The following is an 18887-nucleotide window of genomic DNA, read 5'->3' on the forward strand; positions in this document are numbered from 1 at the left end:
TTAGATGGAATGTGATTTTATCTTCCATGAATCAACCAAACAAGCCGCATGGCAACAACTCAAAGAAGTTCTCGCAACAAACCAACCTCACCGACTCATCATCAAACCGTGGAAAAACAAACGCTCGTTATCTCAGAACGCGACTGCACATATGTGGTTTGGCGAGATTAGTCGTTATCTGAAATCTAACGGGGCGAAATTTTCACCAGATGAAGTTAAAGAGATGATGAAACACACATTTCTCGGCTACGAGGTTGTGGAGCGCATTGATGCCAGAACTCAGGAGCCTGAGCGTGTTAGGACACTCCGCCAGACATCCAAACTGGACACTGGCGAGATGTTTCGATTCATGGAGCAGGTTGAACAGTGGGCTGTGGGTATTGGTTGTTTCGTGACAGTGCCAGATGACAGCGAGTATATGAAACTCAAACAGGAGCAGGAACGGTGAAATATCCAGAAATTAACGATTCGATTCGTTTCAAACGGTTACGAGTTTTTATTGGCGGTATTGTTATTGCTTCCGCTGGATTAATAGGTAGTAAGAAATCACTCAATTGGGCTCACAAGGTTATTGTTTATGGTGAGGAGTTCTATTGTAGAGAGCAGTGCGGGATGACTGTTAGAAATTGGATGGGAAGAAGGAAAGAACAGTGAAATACCTCATATTCATCGGGTTTTGGGTGGCTGCAATGCTAATTATCGGACTGGCTTTAGGGGGATAAGGTGGCAAGATTAAGGGAAAGGAAATGTAAAGAATGTGGCGAGCAGTATCAACCAGAACGGCAATTACAAAATACCTGCTCAATCCAGTGTGCAATAACCAGAGGAAAAAAGTTAGAGCAGAGAAAGCGAGAGGAACTGGAACGACGACGAAAGAAAGATAATGAAATTAAGCAAAAGTTAGCCCGCGATAAACTCAAATCCCGCAAGTTAGCAGTAAAACCCCGCAGTTACTGGATACAACAAGCCCAACGAGCCGTAAATGCCTATATCAGAGAACGAGACCGCGATTTGCCGTGTGTCTCGTGTGGCACGTTTGTATCTTCTCAATGGGATGCTGGTCATTATCGAACCACATTAGCAGCCCCTCAATTGAGGTTTGATGAACGTAATATTCATCGCCAATGCATTGTCTGTAACCAGCATAAATCCGGGAATATTGTTCCTTACAGGGTGGAGTTAATCAGCCGTATTGGTCTGGCAGAGGTAGAAGCCGTCGAATCCAACCATGATCGTCACCGCTGGACGATTGAGGAATGTAAGGTCATTAAGGAGGAGTACAGACAGAGGCTCAAGGAATTGCGAGCGCGGGAGGTAGCATAATGCGTGATATTCAATTAGTCATGGAGCGATGGGGCGCATGGGCAGCGGATAATAGCGAGAGTGTTGACTGGCCGCCCATTGCTGCCGGGTTCAAGGGATTAATACCTAACAAAATCAAATCCCGTACTCAGTGTTGTGAGGATGACGGAATAATTATTTCAAACTGTATGGCAAAGCTAAACCAGCAAAATAGTGATGCGCATGATTTGCTCTTCGACTATTACGTATTCGGTAAGACGTTTATGCAATTGGCGTATGAGCATCATTGTTCTGATGGGTACATTGGGAAGAAATTACAAAAAGCCGAGGGGGTCATTGAAGGGATGCTAATGATGCTAGATGTCACATTGGAAATGGACAAATATGTTCAGATAGAGCCAGTGAACATCAACCAAAACCAATTATGCAGTAATTTTTAAAATGACTTTACGTACGTAAAAATACTGCTATTGTGATAAGAGTGATAGCAATGTCACACAACTTATTAATTTCAGACCTCGCTCCGGCGGGGTTTTTTTATATCTACCCGTTGTCAACTTAGCGTTTACAACTCAAGCAGTATCGGTCAACACCCTATATCTTTTTAAATCAATGCATTACATGCAATCTTGACCATTTCGAGCAACACCTCGGATTGGTATAGAGAACACCCATGAAAGATGTCGATTAGCTCAAATCGCGATACCGGAAATCCGGTAACGGAACAAATTCATACAGTTAAGGCTGGGCAATGCGTGGCCTTTTGTGATGACTAAAATCCCCCTAAATAAGGGAGATTTCTAATTTAGCGTTGCTTGAATGTTTCATAACCACATTTTGAACACAAATATACATCCCTTTGGACGCCTAAATCGTGGAATGTAGGATCGAGTTCTGTTCTATCAAGGCTATAGTTCATCATTCCGCATTTAGGGCATTTATCACCAGGTTTCGCCTGTATGTAGGCTTCAAGTTCAGCAACACGTTGTTTTAGCTGCTCCACTTCATCGGGTACGGATTTGAGTCTTTTCCATAAAGGGATCGAATCTAACAGATTATTTAACTCGGAGAGTATTCCCATGAGTAACCTCGTTAATAAGACAGTTTTAAAAGAAGATGGAATTACACTTTGTAAGCCATCGATTTATGAGCTGAATATCATATCTGACAGCGGTGAAGGTAAGGAAATACAGGTGTCACATATGGGAAATAAAATAGTGACATTTGAATTAACTACAGAGCAATGCTTATCTTTGTCCGAAATATTATCCAGATAAAACTATCCGATAACGGAATAAATTCAAGGTCGCTACGGCGGCCTTTTTGTTTTCTGGGCGCAAATTATATGCAGAGTGATATCGCACCGTGGCTGACCATTAAGCAATGCATTGATCGGGTGAAATGGTGCATTAGTTTATTTCATGCAAAAGTCTATATGGTGTTACAGGACGAAATAGCTAAAGAGCGCATAGGAAAAGGAGTGGAAATAAAAAATATTTCGAAAATAACTTGAAAATAAGTTATGGAAGTGTATATTTTAGGTATGCTCTTCGCAAGAAGCGAAAGAGCAAGGACACCAGACGCCTATATGATAAAGTTCTGTGGGGTGAATGCGGAAATTACCTGATCCAGCCGACCGTAACCGGTAACAATTCAAGGCCTCGCACTCGCGGGGCTTTTTGTTTTCTGGACGAACCACAAGAGAGGGAGGCGAAACGGTGAAATACATGGGGAGTAAATCCCGTATCGCGAAACATATCGCCCCCTTCATTCTGGAGCATTTAACGACAGATACGGTTTATGTTGAGCCATTCGCTGGTGGTATGAACATGGCGAGTTACATCAACACCAAACATGCTGGACCTGTTATTGCTGCGGATAAACATGAATACCTGATGGCAATGTGGGGAGCCTTGTTATCCGGCTGGCAACCGCCGGAGCAGGTATCCCGCGAGCAGTATTACGCGATAAAAGACAATAAAACCGACATTCCTCACTTAACTGGCTGGGTCGGGTTTAATTGTAGTTATTCGGGTAAGTGGTTCGATGGGTTCGCGGGAGTCACGCAGATCAAATCCGGGGGTATTCGTGATTATCAAGCGGAGGCTATCAACAATATTCAGCGGCAGATAAGTGATCTGGATGGCGTGCAATTATTATGCAGTGATTACAAGGCGCTGAATATACCGGATGGCGCAGTTGTCTACTGCGACCCGCCTTATGCGAACACGCGGCAATACCGCGATGCCTTTAACACGGCTGAGTTCTGGAATTGGGTTCGTGAGTTATCAAACCGCTGTACGGTCTTTGTCAGCGAATATACCGCACCGGATGATTTTGATTGCCTTTGGTCAACGGGTTTAACCAGTAGCCTGAGTGCGAATCATCAATCGGGCACAACGACAAAATCAGTTGAATCGTTGTTTATGATAAGAACATGAGTAAACCCGCTTAACTTTTAAGCCTTCCCTATTAACAACAACTCACCGGGGTAACCCTCGTTCACCCCACGGACGCCCATTATCTCAATGGGGTGGATTATGAAGATGAAAGAAAATCCTGATTTATGGGTACAAGCCGGAGACTTGCTTGCCTCGATAAAAGAGCAAGGCATCGGCGCTGCCCTCGCCGGAACAATGGCATTTTTCCGAGGTCGCTACAACGGTGTCGGCTGGGTAAAGGTCTCTATCGACGCCTTTATTTGTGCCATGTTCGCTTGGTTCATTCGTGATGTATTAAATCTGATTGGTCTGAATCCCGACTTGGCCTACATCGGCAGTGTGGTGATTGGTTATTTGGGTACAGACTTCATTGGTCAATTGCTGCGTAAGATGGCAGAGAAAAGGGCGGGGGTAAAAATTGACGAGCCAAAACAGTGAATCAGTATTCGGTGCGAGCTTTCATTATGCGAAAGAACTTATACAGCAAAATCGTCGCCGCTGGTTATTGCGTAAATGGCGTGGTTATTGGCGTAACGATAAGGATACCCGTGAAGAAATTCGTTATTCCGAGTACTTGTGCGCATTATTTAACTTTGAGAGTCGCTATCGAGTAATCAAATTATTCGTAAGAGCTGACCAACAAAGGGGAAGAATCTGATGACCAGAGGCATTCGCAATAACAACCCCGGCAATATTGATCATAACCCGAAGAATAAGTGGCAAGGTCAATTGCAGCATGACCCGAAGATTGAAAAGCGGTTCTGCCGATTTGAATCACCGGAATATGGTATTCGGGCACTGATGAAGTTGCTGTGTAATTACCATAAAGGCGGGCACAACAGCGTCTCTAAAATCATCAACCGCTATGCGCCAGACTCGGAAAATAACACCACTGCCTATATTAACAGTGTGGCTAAGGCACTCAATGTAGATCAGTTCGAAAAGATTGAAGTGAATAAACCGACGCTGATTGGACTATCAAAAGCCATTATCCGGCACGAGAACGGCAGGCAACCGTATTCTGAGGCAACGTTTGAAAAAGCCTACAGCTTACTCTGAATCCTGAGCCTCGCAAATGCGGGGCTTCTTTTATCTGCGTACTGACGTGCGCTAAATCCAATCATGAGCTTATAGAAATAGAGCCTGAGAGATATCGCCAGGTGGCGACCTTTCATGAGGCGATATTTCTACGTCAGCAGGCTCTTATTTCTATAGGAAAGACGCAAGATGAGACTTTTAGTTAAAAAATCCAACGGCCAGCCTGTAGTCACAACAGATGTTATCGCTAATGAGTTTGGTAGAGATCATAAAAACGTCTTACAGAGCGTGAGGGGATTGATAGAAAGCAGTCATTTAGGAGAGCTTGATTTCAAGCCCTCCTCATATATCAGCAAACAAAACAAAGAATTACCCTGCTATGAGTTAACTGAACGTGGCTTCTTGATTGCTATGCCGTTCATTGGTGGCGAAAAAGCCCGTGATGGACAAGTGCGCTTGGTTGACAGTTTCATTAAGTTTCGTGAAAAGGCAACAAAAGAATCTCAAATTCAACTGGAACGGGAAAGAGCCAGAGTCGAGTATCGGCCTATGACCGATGCTATCAAAAATAGCCGGAAACAGGATGGGAAAGAAACGGAGCATTTTCATTACAGTAATGAAGCCGACCTGATTAATGACATCGTGCTTGGCATGAAATCAGCCAAGTTTAAGAAGACCAATGACATTGGTAAAAGCGAAGCAATCAGGGATTACCTGACTGAGTGGCAGATTAAAGCCATTACTGAATTACAGCGGGCAAATACCGTTCTTATTTCAATGGGGTGGGATCGTGAACAAAGAAAACAGGCGTTAAAAGGCATTTTCGATAAAAACTATCGCAACCCACTGATAGAAGAGCAAATAAGGTTAAATTCATAGTGATGAAACTCAACAGCCAATACTTCACTCTCGGTGCTTTGGTGATTGTCTCTGGCCTGCTCTGGTTCTACTACAGTGAGTATCAGGACAAGGCCGAAGAATACCGTAGGTTAAAGCGACTGTATGACGAACAGGTCATTGTGATAAATAAGCAGCAAGAGCGCATCAAACAACTCCACGAACTCGACACCCAACACACGCAGGAACTCGCCCATGCCAGGACTGAAATTGACACTCTTCGGGCTGATGTTGCCGCTGGCCGTCGCAAGCTGCGCATCAAAGCCACCTGTCCCGTGTCTGAAACCGTTACCTCCTCCAGCGTGGGCGATGCAGGAACCCCACAACTTACCGAATCAGCTCGACAAGATTATTACCGTCTCAGAGAAATGATGGCGGAGAACGAGCGACAGGTTAAGTACTTGCAGGATTATATAAAGACTGAATGCAGGAGGGAGAAATGAAAGCACCAATACTGGCATCAATAAAGTTTGATACCAGCGAGTTAGATAAAAAACTAGATGAACTAAAAACCGTTTTTCTTGAAGGCATCCCTGAGTCGATTCTTAACGAGATCACCAACCTGTTTAGCAATATCATCTTTACTAATTGTTCTACCACAAGAAGAGCACTTGGTGCCGTTGATATCGTCTACCTTCTTGATATCGATTCTGGAGCGTACAACGAGATCCTTACGGCAGCCAGGACACTTAAAACCAATCTTGCTCATTAATAGCATTCCTCACTTGACTGTGGAATAACCAACTTATCAGTTTTCCTTGACTGTGGAAAGCAGGAAACCACCTCGCCTGATGTGGCTAAAAGCAGGCCTTTTATTCCCGTACCCATTCCCTGAGTGGCTACAGGAATAACGCATGCTGCCACCCGTTCCCATCGCGTACCCAACGCACACGGCTGGTGGCATTTTTATTTCTGAATTTCACCGCTTCTCGCTCGAAGCATAAACACCAAAGAACCTTTCAGGATAAGCCTTGAGGAATACCAGTAGTGGTCTGGTTAACCCTCTTTGGGCTGGTTATTCCTGAGCGCAAGGTTTATCACTAAAAGGAACTAAACCCTATGACGTTAATAACAACCAAGAAAACAAACTTGCCTGTCACAGAAGCACCTACCATGACCAGTCTGGAGATGGTGGATTACATTAACGCTGACCGCAAGGCAAAAGCTGAGGCGGAAGGATTAACGTTTCCCTGTAAGAAATACACTCGATTGCAACATAAGCATTTTGCAGAAAGTCCCGAAAGTATTAGGGGAAGAACACTCAGCCAAATTTTCGGCTCAGTACAAAGATAGCACTGGTCGAGAGCTTCCATGCTATCGATTCCCCAAACGTGAAGCCTGTCTGATGGCAATGAGTTACAGCTATGAGCTGCAAGCTCAAGTGTTCGACCACATGACGGAACTGGAAGCTAAATCTGGCTTCGGATTTACTATCCAACAACTGCAAGACATGCTTGTTCTGGCAAGAAGGACATCTGACGAAGACTCCTCTGATGCAGGGCGCAGGTTAAGAAAACGACAAGATGACTTGGTTACCCTCGATAAAGCCGAAAAGTTGATTGATGACCTCGGTCGGATGGGTTTCGAGTTGATTGGAGGCGGTAAACAGGAAATTGCGAATATTGGACGATAAGTTACATTCTGAATGTTTTTTCAGCATTTTATATAACCACCGTGCAAAAATTGTCGGGATTATATCAACCAGCGCAGTTGATTATGCTAAATGAGGTGGTTTTGTTTCCATCGCATAGCCCTCTTATCGGAGGGCTATTCCATGTTAATGAGTAAGGAACAGGACAATGGCTAAACCGGACTGGGGAGCATTACAAAACCAGTTCCTCGCCGAACATGCCAAAACGGGCGTCACTCCTAAAGAGTGGTGTGAAGCGCAGGGACTAAAATATGCAACTGCGCGTAGATATATAAGAAAACCCGCTGCGCAAAATGGAGTGCGCAAAACTGCGCAAGCAGAGAAGACTTCCAATATTGCGCAAAATACTCATACGCAAGCTGCGCAGGAAGAAGCGCAAGAAAACGACAGTGTTTTGAAGCAACAACATGAACAGTTTGCGCATAACATCGTTCAGGGTATGCCGCAGAAAGAGGCGGCCATTTGCGCAGGTTATTCACCTAACCGGGCTGATGCGCAAGCCGCTGTCCTGATGCGCAGACCGGATGTGCGCAGACGTATTCGGGATCTGAGACAAGAAGCGGCGCTGCTAGTGTCCTTCACAGCGAAAGACCTTGCTGACCTTTCTTTTAAATCAGCCAAAGCAGCGCTGGGCGCCAAAAAATTCGGACAGGTTGCACCGAATATCAAGAACGCTGCACAACTGACTGGCATTGACATGTCTTCTAACAAAACTGAGGTGAATGTTGATCTGGCGGGATTGAGTTACGGTAAGGTCTGCATTGTTACCCCGGCAAACTGCCCGCCTGATGCGTGGGCTGCGTACATGGATAAACTGCGCACGGGAAAGGTGACAACCCAACAATAATCAGTGGCGTCCTCTATGCGTTCAGTAGTGACTGGGTGCCGGGTGTACTGTATGACCAAACAGTCGGTTCGGTACGCTGGCGCTGGACTTATGGCGGTCGTGGCGGGGGTAAATCAGTTGAGATTGCCCGCGCATTGGTATTGTTGGGTGCGATTGAACCCATGACCATTCTCTGTGCGCGTGAGTTCCAGAACTCCATCAATGATTCGGTACTGGCCTTACTGGAATCGGAGATATACAGCCTCGGCTTATCCCATTTCTACCGGGTCAAGAATAATGAGATTGAAGGGCTGAACGGCACTCGCTTCACCTTTAAGGGATTGCGTAACAACATTAACAGCATCAAATCGATGCACGGTATCCGTATCTGTTGGGTGGAGGAAGCGCAGACCGTTTCTCAGGACAGTTGGGATATCCTCGGTCCCACCGTGCGCGCCAGTCAATCGGAAGTGTGGGTATCCTATAACCCACGGGAAGAAGAAGACCCGACCTATCAGCTAATGAAGCGCCATGAGTCCGATCCACCTGATGGTGGCGTTATTATCCGTAAGGTGAATTACAACGACAATTCATTCTTCCCCGATGTACTCCGGCATGAAATGGAGTACTGCAAGCGGGTAGATTATGAAGCCTATGAGCATATTTGGTTAGGGTTGCCTAAATCCATTAGTGAGGCGGTTATCTTCTCTGGCAAGTACCGTGAAGCCATATTCCCGGATGATCTGTGGAAGCAGGCTGACCGATTGTTCTTTGGCGCTGACTTCGGCTTTGCCAACGACCCCAGTACGTTAATCCGGTGCTTTATCCTCGACCGCAAGCTGTATATCGAATATGAGGCCTACGGGGTCGGAGTGGAGTTGGATGAGTTGCCTCAGTTCTACGACTCCATACCACTATCCCGTAAGTGGCCTATTCACGGCGATAATAGCCGGCCGGAGACGATCAGCTATCTGTCGAGGCAGGGATTTGTGATTGATGGCGCGACGAAATGGCCCGGCAGTGTCGAGGATGGCATCACCTATCTGAAAGGGTTTGAGGAAATTATTATTCACCCACGCTGTAAGCATATGCTGGAAGAAGCCAGGCTGTATTCCTACAAGACTGATCGTCTGACGGGGGAAGTCTTGCCAGTGGTATTGGATAAGCATAACCACTGTTGGGATGCGGTACGCTATTCACTGGATGGTTACATTACCAGTGTGGGCGATTTAGGTATTTGGGCTGCAATAGGAAAACAGGGATAAATAAGCCTTTCACCCCCAAATCCCCTCGAAATAGTTTTCGGGATTTTGTTAACAAATCAGTCACAAATAATCACCCTAAAATCAGGCAGAAGAGTAAGGATTTTACCTGCTTGAGATGACATTTTGCTTGAGTTGAAAATCGGCGGTGCGCATAAGTGCCATTATGTTAAATAGGCCCGGTTTTTAACAAATTATCTATGAGGTAGAGATGGCCCGTAAACAACGCCGTAACGGCGCACAAAAGCCCGTTAGGAATGCTGACGGGTATAATAACTTTACTGCCAAACTGGGGAGCTATACCCCCAACATTCAGACCGGGGGAACCTATTTACCGGGCTACGTTTCCCGCAACCGAACACAAATTGAGTTTGCTTATCGCAGTTCCTTTCTTGTGGGGGCGGCGGTGGATGCGATGGCGGATGATATGACCCGCAAGGGGATTACGATCAGTTCCCGCATGAAACCGGATGCCAAAGGGCAACTTGAAACCCTGTGGGAAGATATCGGTCTGTGGGATGAACTCAATAACACCCTGAAATGGTCCCGGCTTTACGGGGGTGCCTTGCTGGTGCTGATGATTGATGGTCAGGACATGGCAACACCGCTCAACCTGGAAACCATCAAGGAAGGCCAGTTCAAAGGCGTGATGTGCCTCGACCGCTGGACAGTAACCCCTTCATACAATGACCTGATTGATGAGTACGGGCCTTATTTTGGTAAGCCCAAGTTTTATACCGTGATCGGTGACCAGCAAGGGCTACCACAGTGGCAAATCCATTACTCCCGCATCATTCGTATGGAGGGGGAAACCTTACCTCGGCAACAGGCGAGAACCGAGAATGGTTGGGGAATGTCAGTTGTTGAACGGATCTATGAGCGCATACAAGCATTTGATACTGCCACGGTAGGCACAACCCAGTTGATACACAAGGCTCACTTGCGTACCTACAGTATTAAGGGATTACGTACAATCCTCGCCACAGGCGGCACACTGGAAGATGGCCTGATGAGACATATTGATATGATACGGGAATTCCAGACCATCGAAGGCATGACCATCATGGATGAAGAGGACGAATTCCAGACTCACAGCTATTCATTCGCAGGTATTGCGGATGTCATTCTGCGCTTTGCCGAACAGGTCTCTGGAGCAACGGGTATTCCATTAGTGAGATTGTTTGGACAGTCCCCGTCTGGGTTCAGTACCGGCGATGGCGACTTGGAGAACTACTACAGCCGGGTGAATACCTTGCAGGAGCGGAGATTGCGTCGCCCTCTTCGCTGGTTGCTGGATATTTCCCACCGTTCACTGTTTGGCGAACCGTTGCCGGATGACTTCACCTTCGAATTTAACAAGCTGTGGGAGATGTCAGATACTGACCGCTCCACAATGGCAAACAACGTTGCTACTGCCATCGGTACACTGGTGGACAGACAAATATTGCCGATACATGCCGCCATGTCAGATTTACGTAATCTGGCGGATATCATCGGCATAGGAGGATCAATCACTGATGAGGATATCGAGGAAGCAAAAACGCAGTATGCGGAGTTTGAATCTGAAACCGGCACAGCGCCGCCACTCGGAAATGAAGTATCACAACAGCCTGTTGGCGATAGCCGGCCAGATAAACAATCTGGTCAAGGACTCTTACGATGGTTCACAGGCCAGCGCTGACCAGATAATCGGGCGTCTGATTGAGTATTCACAGGCCCTTGATGACTGGGCGTATTTAGTCGGGAATAAGATGTTCTTGCAGGTCGAAAGGGAAGAGTGGGACCAATGGCGCTCAGTTTCTAATGCCATTTCCGCAGGATTACGTGATGTGGTCGGCAACACCCCGATCGGTCAGGTGGCACAGGATATTGTCTATCGTCAGATTCAACTCATGAAGTCGTTACCGCTGGAAGCGGCTGAACGGGTCAGGGATATTCAGACTCGCGCCATTCAGGCGGTGATCAATGGTGAGCGACCCGCCGCCCTCTACCAGATGATTATGCAATCCGGCGTGGTAGCAGCCGGACGGGCACGCATGATCGCCCGTACCGAAATCGGCAGAGCCACGGGCGCATTAACGCAGGCAAGAGCGCTATCCATCGGTTCCGAAGGGTATTGGTGGCGCATTGAAGGCGCAGGCACCCGACCATCACACAAGAAGATGCGCGATAAATTTGTGCGATGGGAAGATCCGCCCACGCTGGACGGCATGACAGGACATGCGGGCTGTTTGCCTAACTGCAAATGCTGGCCGGAAGTTCACGTACCCGCACCGAGAACATAGCATGAAATACTTTTTCACTACGCAACTGGGCGAAACCCGCTATGAGATGGCGGATGGCTCACTGCTCTGTAAGGACGTCCCCATTGCACGTACAGGGGCACAAACCTATTTGCCGGAAGAAATCGGCCTTGAAGGGGGCTTTGATGGACTGGTCACCGTTTACCGCACCGAAGATGAAGTGTTCTCACCGGCAACGATGGCCTCTTTTGAGGGGGTCGCGGTCACACTGGGACACCCAGAGGACGCAGACAAAAATATTGTGTTCGTCAACCCGTCCAACTTCTCAGCACTGGCCCATGGTCATATCCAGAACGTCCGGCGAGGTACGGGCGATAAGGCGGATTTACTGATAGCGGATGCCCTGATTAAACGTCAGGAAGCCATTGATGCAGTCAAGGCAGGTATCACTGAGGTCAGTTGTGGCTATGATGCCCAGTACAAACAAATCTCACCCGGCAAGGGTAAACAATATCATATCACCGGAAACCACCTCGCTATTGTTGATAAAGGGCGTGCGGGTTCCCGTTGTTCAATCGGGGATTCAGCCCCCACCACTAAGAAAGGTAAAACGAGTATGAAAGACTGGCTAAAGCAAGTCGTGAATGCCCTGAAAACCAATGATAGTAATACATTGGCACAACTGGCTGACAACGCCCCGGAGTTGCCCTCTGATGGCATGGCGTCGATTCCGGGCGTCACTATCAATATGAATACGCCCGCACAGGCTACAGCATTACCCACGGCTGAGCGGACAACTACCGACGATACCCCGAAAGAGCCGGAGAAAGCCACGGGCGATGACGATATCCCGGAATGGGGCAAGGCGCTAATTGCTAAGGTTGAGGCTTTGGGCAGTAAAACGGGCGATAGCAATACTGATGACCCTGATAAACAAACAGGGGATGAAGACGAAGAGGAAGACCGGAAAGTCACTGGTGATGCCGCTTACCGTCGTTACATTATTGCGGATGCGGAAATCATCTGTCCGGGCTTTAAACCCACAGGCGATAAGGGCCTGAAACGTCAGGTGCTGAACCATGCTATCCGCACTGGCGACAGTGCCTACATGAAATCATTCGGCATTCAAGATTACAGTAAGGTGCCGAAAGCTACGGTTGATGCGGTCTTCAATGGCGCAGTTGCCGTCAATAAGGCAAAAAACCACATCAAACCCCTAACCCCGACGCGAGATAGCGCCGCACGTTACAGTACACCGGCTGAACTGAATAAGAAGTACGCCGAATTCTGGAAACGCAACTGATAAGGTAACAACAATGGCAGGAACAGCATATTTAACCCGGATGCCGATGGGTATCCCCGGTGCGGTCACCCGTTTGCGCGATTTGACCACCGAACCCGCTTTGCTCGACACAGTAAAAGTATTTGCTCATTACGGGCTGGTGGGGAAATACCACGGCGATAAGTTCGTCCCATTAGAAGACGGGGACAGCGTAGAACAAGTTGCAGGCATTCTGGTACGCCCTTACCCCGTGCAATCACAATCTGATATGGCATATCTGGGCGTCAAATCTGGCATTACCGGCGATATCCTGAAACGCGGTTATATGACCGTTACTGTGAAAGGTTCGGCAGAAAAGGCCAAGAAAGGCGGCAAGGTATATGTCCGAGTCGCAGGTGAGCAAAAAGACAGTCCGCTAGGGTCATTTGTCTTAACACCGGATGCTACCGCCACCAACACCCCCGAATTACCCAAGGCTCAAATCATGGGGCCGGGTGATGCCACTGGCACGATTGAAATTGCCTACAACATCTAAGGATTACTATGTTTACTATTGATAAAGCTACCGTAGATTCTGCGGGTATCTTTCTGATTGGAGAGTTGGAGCGCCTCGATCAGACACTGAATCTGCCTTTGGTATCCTACAAGTGGACGCGGGATATGCCACTGCGCAGTGATGTATCCATTGCTGATGAAGTCAGTTCCTTCACAAACTCCGACCTTGCCGCGACCGGGGGAATTAACCCGCACGGTAAAAACTGGATTGGCAAGAACTCCACGGCGATACCCGGCATCAGTCTGAGCATTGAGAAAACACCGCAGCCACTCACCTTGTGGGGTATGGAGCTGGGCTGGACATTGCCAGAGCTGGCAGCGGCGCAACAGGTCGGTCGCCCTATCGACTCACAGAAATACGAAGCCATGCTGCTTAAGTGGAATATGGACGTGGATGAACAGGTTTACATCGGGGATGCCGATTTAGGCGTAACAGGGCTGTTGAATCTCACGCAGGTTAAGCCTCGTGCGGCAGCGGCGGCATGGACAAAGAACAGTAAGCCTGATGATATCGTGGCTGATTTCAACGTGCTGTTAACGGATGCGTGGGTTGCTTCGGGGTATGCACTGTGCCCCAGCAAAGTTGGTCTGGCCCCTGAGTTGTTCGGTCTGTTAGCAAGCATGAAAATCTCAGAAGCCGGTAACATTTCCGTACTGGAGTACGTGAAAATTAACTGTATCGCGTTTCAGGAAAACGGTAACCCATTGGAGATTGTTTCCATGAAGTGGGCTTCCAAGCGTGGCGCAGGTGGCGCAAACCGCATGATCGCCTATACGCAGGAAGAGAAATATATCCGCTTCCCGATGGTACCTTTACTGAGTACTCCATTGGAATATCGCGGTCTGCATCAGTTAACCACGTACTACGGCAAACTGGGTCAGGTTGAGGTTCCTTATGCGAATACCATCGCCTATCTGGATATCCCTGTAGCGTAACAAATGGCGGGTATTCCCGCCTTTACTGAGGTTCCTATGAAACGATATATGGTGACACAGCATGCCACACTGAGTTTTCCAAGTGGTCAGGATGTGGAGTTATCGCCGGGCATTCATGCGTTTGACGATGACGTGATTCAGCATTGGGCCTTTTCTTATTACGCTACTTCGTTGGATGACACTGAAAAGCAGGATGATAAGAAGGGGAAGACCAATGGCAAAAAACAGTCTTCTGCCGACAGTTGAGCAATTCCGTACTGACTTCCCTGAATTTACCGATCCCACTCGTTACCCCGATACCGCTATTCAGTTCTATCTCGGACAGGCTGACATCCTGCTAGACCAAGACAGGCACGGCGACCAGTTTGTTTACTTAGCTGAACTCTTCACGGCTCATTACGTTGAGCTGCGAGGTAAAGCTATTGCCCGTTCAGCGATGGGTGGCGGCGTAAACAGTGCGGGTGGTGGCATCGTCTCATCGAAATCCGTCGATAAGGTTTCAGTAAGTTATGACACATCGGGGGTCATTAACCCTGATGCCGGGTTCTGGAATAACACCGCTTACGGGCGTGAATTCTATTGGTGGTGGTCAATGTTCGGGGCAGGCGGGAGGCAACTGTTATGAGCGGACTCAAAATCACAAAGGACAATGCCGCCGCGGTGTTATCCGCCTTAAATCAACTGAGCAAGATGGATGTGCTGGTGGGTATCCCGTCCAATCGTTCAGAGCGGGGCAAGGGAGAGGTAATCAATAACGCTGAAATTGGTTATCTGCAATCGACAGGCGGCACGGTCAAGCTAGGCGGCAAGACCGTGACCTTACCGCCGAGGCCCTTTCTGGAAATGGGCATTGAGGATACACAATCTGTAATCACTGAGCATCTTAAAGCGGCGGCAGAACACGGCATTATCGGGAAGTTTGAGGCGGCACAGCGGGAAATGGAACGGGCGGGTATGGTGGCCTCCAATGGGGCAAAGAAGGTTATCAGCGACGGTGATCGGCTGCACCCTCTCTCTGAGGCCACTTTGCAACGCCGCAAAGCAAAAGATATGCCCGGTGAGAAGCCGCTCTATGACACTGGCAGCTTACTGAAATCCATCACCTATGTAATCAGAAATAAGGGGGAATAATGCCATTCCTTGATGTAAGCGATATCCTGCTTGATCCGGATTTTGTCGATACCTCGCTGGTGTGTCACCGGAATACCCAGACCACAGATGATGACGGAATTACCACCAATACCGCACAGGCTATTCCCTTTGCGGGGGTAGTGACAGTCGATCGGGCGCTGGAGGCTCGCCGCATGGAAGCCGGGCAGACGATTAGCGGGGCTATTCTGATTGTGACGCAATTTCGCCTGACACAGGGGCAACCCGGACTGGATGCCGATATCGTCACCTATCAGGGCCGGCAATACCGGGTGACGTTCGTTGACCCCTACACCGCGTATGGATCGGGCTTTGTTCAAGCTCATTGTGAGCTCATGAATTTTGACGGAGGGATACCTGTTGAGCAACGTCAGTAACACGCCGGGGTATTTGACCCCTGTCAGTGCGTCACCAGATTATGATGAGGCACTGGAGCGGGTGCTCAGCCGCTGGATACGGGCGGTATCAGGATTACCTGCTAAAACGGTATTCCCGCGCTGGACTGACCCACAGCCGCAAATTCCCCCGGCAGGCAGTAGCTGGTGTGCGTTTGGCATTATGACTATCCGGGAAGAAGCCAATCCCGCCGCCATTCAGTTGAGCGATCAGCATCACGAGCAATGGTCACACGAAACCCTCAGTATCCTGTGTTGTTTTTATGGTCCTTCGGGACAGCGTATTGCGACCCAGTTCCGCGATGGCCTGTTTATCACCCAGAACAATGATGAGTTATCGCGGACAGGGCTGACCTTTCAGCATTGCGGACGGATACAGCCCGCACCTGAGCTTATCAACAACCAATGGCAGCGCCGTTATGACGTAACCGTGACGTTACGCCGAAAAATCGTGCGCGAATATAGCATCAAATCGCTGGTGGAAACACCCGTGAAATTCTTTGGAGATTAACCCCTATGCAGGGCTTACCCATTACCAGCATTGTTAATGTCAAAATTAACATGGCACCCCGTGCAGCATCGGGCCGGAATTTTGGTTCGCTGTTGATTGTCGGATCCAGTGACGTGATTAACGCTCACGAACGGCTGCGTTACTACACCGATATCGAAGGGGTGGGCGCCGATTTCGGCATGGATACCCCAGAGTATCAGGCGGCCACACTGTATTATTCTCAGTCACCGCAACCCGTCGATTTGTATATCGGGCGATGGGCGAAAGAACAGGTACTGGCGGCTTTACGCGGTGCGGTACTCAACCGGACTGAACAAGAAATGAGCCGCTTTACGGTGATGACTGACGGTTCATTCAGACTGGTCATTGACGGCAAAGACACCACGATCACCGGCATTGATTTCAGCAAAGAAACCAATTTGCATGGCGTCGCTGAACGCGTAGCCGAGAAGCTGAAAAACGCTACCGTGCGCTGGGACAGCATATCGTCTCGTTTCACTGTTTCACTGCAAATGTCGGGCAGACTGGGTTATGTCACCCGTGCTGACAGTGGCGCTTATATCGGTGATCTGCTGAAACTGGATGCCGATTCTGGCGCGACAGCGATTGACCCGACCAACCCGGAACCCATTGAACACGCCGTCAAAATTCTGGGTGAAACCTCAAGCGCCTGGTACGGACTGGTGATTGCCGACAATACCCTGTCTGACAGCGATGTGATGAAGGTGGGGCGTTATATTGAGTCAGCTTCGGTTGCCCGTATTTACGGCCACACGGTCACCAAAACCGATGTACTGGATACGGATGTGGATACGGACATAGGCTCTCAGCTTAAGGGCGCTTTCCTGAGCCGTACTCTCTGGCAATACTCTTCACAGCCTTATGCTATTGCGTCTCTGTTTGGCCGCCTGTTTACGGTCAACTTTCAGGGCAATAACACCACTATCACCCTAAAATTTAAACAGGAACCGGCGATCCGGGCTGAACTGCTGACAGCAACACAGGCCAATGCACTGAAAACCAAAAACGGTAACGTCTTTGTCCATTACAACAACGACACCGCGATTGTGCAGGAGGGGGTGATGGCAAATGGCACGTTCATTGACGAGCGTCACGGGCTGGACTGGTTACAAAACTATGTCCAGACCAACCTGTATAACCTGATGTACACCAGTACCACCAAAATTCCCCAGACCGATGAGGGCGTGACCCAACTGCTGGTGAACGTCGAACAATCTTTGTCGCAGGGAGTCACTAACGGTCTGATTGCGCCGGGGGTCTGGGGCGGCGACAGCTTCGGGGCACTGAATCGCGGCGAGATGCTGACCAAAGGCTATTACACCTACGCGCAGCCAATTGCGGAACAGGTACAGGCCGAACGCGAAAAACGTAAAGCCCCGGTGATTCAATGCGCTATCAAACTGGCGGGTGCGGTGCACTTCGCTGATGTCATTATTAACGTAAACAGGTAATAACATGGCGAATACTTATTCATTTATCGACGTGTCCGCCACGATAACCGGAGTCGGGGGTTCGGTCGATCTGGGGAATGGTGCGGCGACCTCAGAAGAGGGGATCGTGGTGGCGATGATTGAAGCCAAAAACACCATGACCATTGGTGCAGACGGTGAAGTGATGCACTCTTTACATGCAGGCAAAGGGGGCACGATTACCGTAACCTTACTGAAAACATCACCCGCCAATGCCAGACTGATGATGATGTATAACGCGCAGCAGTTCTCGTCAGCCACATGGGGCAATAACGCGATACTGATTCGTAACAAAGTCTCTGGGGACACCATCGCCGCACGTTCTGTTGCGTTCCAGAAAATACCGGATATTTCCAACGCCAAAGTCGGTAACACGCACAGTTGGGTATTTGACTGCGGCAAAATCGATACCATCTTGGGTACATTTTAACAGGGGATAATATGGAATTCGAAATCAGCGGTAAAAAATACCGCGCGGGTAAACTAAACGCCTTTCAGCAACAGGATTTAGCGGTGGCATTAATCCCGGTGGTGCCGGCACTAAAAGGCATCTGGGAAAACCTGAAACCTTCCGGTGTGGATGAAGACGGCAAACCCATCTTCTCGCTGGAGGATATGGCCGATCTGATCACGCCGCTGGTGGGGGGTATCCGCTCACTGGGGAAAGAGTCCCGCTATGAGATTAACGATATCTGTCTCTCGGTCGTGAGCCGGGAAGCCGGGGGTGTCTGGTCAGCCGTCTATGCAGGCGGGCAACTGATGTTTGATGACATCAACGGCATGGAATTACTGCGAATCGTCGGTCAGGTGATTAAGGATGCACTGGGGAATTTTTTTCCCGTTCTGCCAGAGAGCGAAGCGTCATTCCCGGACAACCCAGTCTCGATTTAGAAACCCTTCCTGACGGAC

29 protein-coding genes and 1 pseudogene are annotated in these 18887 nt (G+C 48.7%); 28 read left to right on the top strand and 2 right to left on the bottom strand.

The genetic code is table 11. From position 1 onward, the window contains the following. Positions 1-4 precede the first annotated feature (4 nt). The 4 genes from AAC852_RS00395 (at position 5) to AAC852_RS00410 (ending at position 1742) form a co-directional block, all read left to right on the top strand. Positions 5-448: a YbcN family protein gene (locus tag AAC852_RS00395; RefSeq protein ID WP_340619315.1), complete on the top strand. Its 444-nt coding sequence runs from the start codon at positions 5-7 to the stop codon at positions 446-448. After that, positions 445-654 (top strand): hypothetical protein, encoded by a 210-nt coding sequence (locus tag AAC852_RS00400; protein WP_340619316.1) that lies wholly within the window; start codon positions 445-447, stop codon positions 652-654. Before AAC852_RS00395 ends, AAC852_RS00400 begins: the two co-directional genes overlap by 4 nt. A 69-nt stretch (positions 655-723) precedes the next feature. Beyond that, positions 724-1323, top strand: coding sequence for a recombination protein NinG (locus tag AAC852_RS00405; protein WP_340619317.1), 600 nt, complete (start codon positions 724-726; stop codon positions 1321-1323). Beyond that, positions 1323-1742 (top strand): antiterminator Q family protein, encoded by a 420-nt coding sequence (locus tag AAC852_RS00410; RefSeq protein WP_340619318.1) that lies wholly within the window; start codon positions 1323-1325, stop codon positions 1740-1742. Before AAC852_RS00405 ends, AAC852_RS00410 begins: the two co-directional genes overlap by 1 nt. Positions 1743-2107: 365 nt before the next feature. On the opposite strand, the gene AAC852_RS00415 is transcribed toward AAC852_RS00410, so the two are convergent. Continuing rightward, a complete protein-coding gene (locus AAC852_RS00415) occupies positions 2108-2383 on the bottom strand; it encodes a hypothetical protein (RefSeq protein ID WP_340619319.1) in 276 nt (91 codons plus the stop codon). Between AAC852_RS00415 and AAC852_RS00420 the strand changes: the two genes are divergently transcribed. The 8 genes from AAC852_RS00420 (at position 2382) to AAC852_RS00455 (ending at position 6121) form a co-directional block, all read left to right on the top strand. After that, complete coding sequence (locus tag AAC852_RS00420; RefSeq protein WP_340619320.1) at positions 2382-2579, top strand: hypothetical protein; 198 nt, start codon at positions 2382-2384, stop codon at positions 2577-2579. The two genes, AAC852_RS00415 and AAC852_RS00420, sit on opposite strands and share 2 nt — an antisense overlap. A gap of 68 nt (positions 2580-2647) precedes the next feature. Then, on the top strand, positions 2648-2815 hold the full coding sequence (locus tag AAC852_RS00425; RefSeq protein WP_340619321.1) for a hypothetical protein: 168 nt from the start codon (positions 2648-2650) through the stop codon (positions 2813-2815). Between the two features lie 214 nt (positions 2816-3029). Further along, the gene (locus AAC852_RS00430) at positions 3030-3743 is read left to right on the top strand and encodes a DNA adenine methylase (protein ID WP_340619322.1); all 714 of its coding nucleotides are present in this window, start codon (positions 3030-3032) and stop codon (positions 3741-3743) included. Between the two features lie 105 nt (positions 3744-3848). After that, positions 3849-4181: a phage holin, lambda family gene (locus AAC852_RS00435; RefSeq protein ID WP_422824243.1), complete on the top strand. Its 333-nt coding sequence runs from the start codon at positions 3849-3851 to the stop codon at positions 4179-4181. Next, positions 4162-4401 (top strand): hypothetical protein, encoded by a 240-nt coding sequence (locus AAC852_RS00440; protein WP_340619324.1) that lies wholly within the window; start codon positions 4162-4164, stop codon positions 4399-4401. The genes AAC852_RS00435 and AAC852_RS00440 overlap by 20 nt, the downstream gene beginning before the upstream one ends. Beyond that, entirely contained in the window at positions 4401-4802 is a 402-nt protein-coding gene (locus tag AAC852_RS00445; protein ID WP_340619325.1) for a structural protein, read from the top strand. The genes AAC852_RS00440 and AAC852_RS00445 overlap by 1 nt, the downstream gene beginning before the upstream one ends. A 168-nt stretch (positions 4803-4970) precedes the next feature. Beyond that, complete coding sequence (locus AAC852_RS00450; protein WP_340619326.1) at positions 4971-5660, top strand: Rha family transcriptional regulator; 690 nt, start codon at positions 4971-4973, stop codon at positions 5658-5660. A gap of 2 nt (positions 5661-5662) precedes the next feature. Further along, complete coding sequence (locus tag AAC852_RS00455; protein WP_340619399.1) at positions 5663-6121, top strand: lysis protein; 459 nt, start codon at positions 5663-5665, stop codon at positions 6119-6121. Positions 6122-6183: 62 nt separating this feature from the next. Here AAC852_RS00455 and AAC852_RS19865 read toward each other — a convergent pair whose 3' ends face one another. Further along, the gene (locus AAC852_RS19865) at positions 6184-6396 is read right to left on the bottom strand and encodes an ECs_2282 family putative zinc-binding protein (protein ID WP_420856083.1); all 213 of its coding nucleotides are present in this window, start codon (positions 6394-6396) and stop codon (positions 6184-6186) included. Positions 6397-6737: 341 nt separating this feature from the next. Between AAC852_RS19865 and AAC852_RS00465 the strand changes: the two are divergent. The 16 genes and pseudogenes from AAC852_RS00465 to AAC852_RS00540 all read left to right on the top strand — a co-directional run bounded on the left by AAC852_RS00465 (position 6738) and on the right by AAC852_RS00540 (position 18869). Then, a pseudogene (locus AAC852_RS00465) lies at positions 6738-7311 on the top strand (Rha family transcriptional regulator). Positions 7312-7477: 166 nt separating this feature from the next. Further along, on the top strand, positions 7478-8176 hold the full coding sequence (locus tag AAC852_RS00470) for a terminase small subunit (RefSeq protein WP_340619327.1): 699 nt from the start codon (positions 7478-7480) through the stop codon (positions 8174-8176). Between the two features lie 35 nt (positions 8177-8211). Continuing rightward, on the top strand, positions 8212-9420 hold the full coding sequence (locus AAC852_RS00475; RefSeq protein WP_340619328.1) for a PBSX family phage terminase large subunit: 1209 nt from the start codon (positions 8212-8214) through the stop codon (positions 9418-9420). Between the two features lie 208 nt (positions 9421-9628). Next, positions 9629-11098 (top strand): DUF1073 domain-containing protein, encoded by a 1470-nt coding sequence (locus tag AAC852_RS00480; RefSeq protein ID WP_340619329.1) that lies wholly within the window; start codon positions 9629-9631, stop codon positions 11096-11098. Positions 11099-11168: 70 nt separating this feature from the next. Further along, a complete protein-coding gene (locus tag AAC852_RS00485; protein WP_340619400.1) occupies positions 11169-11702 on the top strand; it encodes a phage head morphogenesis protein in 534 nt (177 codons plus the stop codon). Between the two features lies 1 nt (position 11703). Next, entirely contained in the window at positions 11704-12963 is a 1260-nt protein-coding gene (locus AAC852_RS00490; RefSeq protein WP_340619330.1) for a DUF2213 domain-containing protein, read from the top strand. Positions 12964-12976: 13 nt separating this feature from the next. Beyond that, positions 12977-13477: a structural cement protein Gp24 gene (locus tag AAC852_RS00495; protein ID WP_187650776.1), complete on the top strand. Its 501-nt coding sequence runs from the start codon at positions 12977-12979 to the stop codon at positions 13475-13477. Positions 13478-13485: 8 nt separating this feature from the next. Beyond that, on the top strand, positions 13486-14433 hold the full coding sequence (locus tag AAC852_RS00500; protein WP_340619331.1) for a DUF2184 domain-containing protein: 948 nt from the start codon (positions 13486-13488) through the stop codon (positions 14431-14433). A 36-nt stretch (positions 14434-14469) separates the two neighbouring features. Next, positions 14470-14679, top strand: coding sequence for an STY1053 family phage-associated protein (locus AAC852_RS00505; protein WP_340619332.1), 210 nt, complete (start codon positions 14470-14472; stop codon positions 14677-14679). Further along, the gene (locus AAC852_RS00510; protein WP_340619333.1) at positions 14648-15058 is read left to right on the top strand and encodes a DUF4054 domain-containing protein; all 411 of its coding nucleotides are present in this window, start codon (positions 14648-14650) and stop codon (positions 15056-15058) included. The genes AAC852_RS00505 and AAC852_RS00510 overlap by 32 nt, the downstream gene beginning before the upstream one ends. Then, positions 15055-15564, top strand: coding sequence for a phage virion morphogenesis protein (locus AAC852_RS00515; RefSeq protein WP_340619334.1), 510 nt, complete (start codon positions 15055-15057; stop codon positions 15562-15564). The genes AAC852_RS00510 and AAC852_RS00515 overlap by 4 nt, the downstream gene beginning before the upstream one ends. After that, entirely contained in the window at positions 15564-15959 is a 396-nt protein-coding gene (locus AAC852_RS00520; protein ID WP_340619335.1) for a head-tail adaptor protein, read from the top strand. The genes AAC852_RS00515 and AAC852_RS00520 overlap by 1 nt, the downstream gene beginning before the upstream one ends. Further along, on the top strand, positions 15943-16488 hold the full coding sequence (locus tag AAC852_RS00525; RefSeq protein WP_340619336.1) for a phage neck terminator protein: 546 nt from the start codon (positions 15943-15945) through the stop codon (positions 16486-16488). Before AAC852_RS00520 ends, AAC852_RS00525 begins: the two co-directional genes overlap by 17 nt. A 5-nt stretch (positions 16489-16493) precedes the next feature. Further along, positions 16494-17960 carry a DUF3383 domain-containing protein gene (locus AAC852_RS00530; RefSeq protein WP_340619337.1) on the top strand — a complete coding sequence of 489 codons (1467 nt, stop codon included), beginning with the start codon at positions 16494-16496 and terminating at the stop codon, positions 17958-17960. A 4-nt stretch (positions 17961-17964) separates the two neighbouring features. After that, positions 17965-18408 (top strand): phage structural protein, encoded by a 444-nt coding sequence (locus AAC852_RS00535; protein ID WP_187650784.1) that lies wholly within the window; start codon positions 17965-17967, stop codon positions 18406-18408. A gap of 11 nt (positions 18409-18419) precedes the next feature. Further along, on the top strand, positions 18420-18869 hold the full coding sequence (locus tag AAC852_RS00540) for a phage tail assembly chaperone (RefSeq protein ID WP_340619338.1): 450 nt from the start codon (positions 18420-18422) through the stop codon (positions 18867-18869). The last annotated feature ends 18 nt before the right edge of the window (positions 18870-18887 follow it).

Source organism: Xenorhabdus siamensis (assembly GCF_037996745.1).
In the GTDB taxonomy this organism is placed as follows: domain Bacteria; phylum Pseudomonadota; class Gammaproteobacteria; order Enterobacterales; family Enterobacteriaceae; genus Xenorhabdus; species Xenorhabdus indica.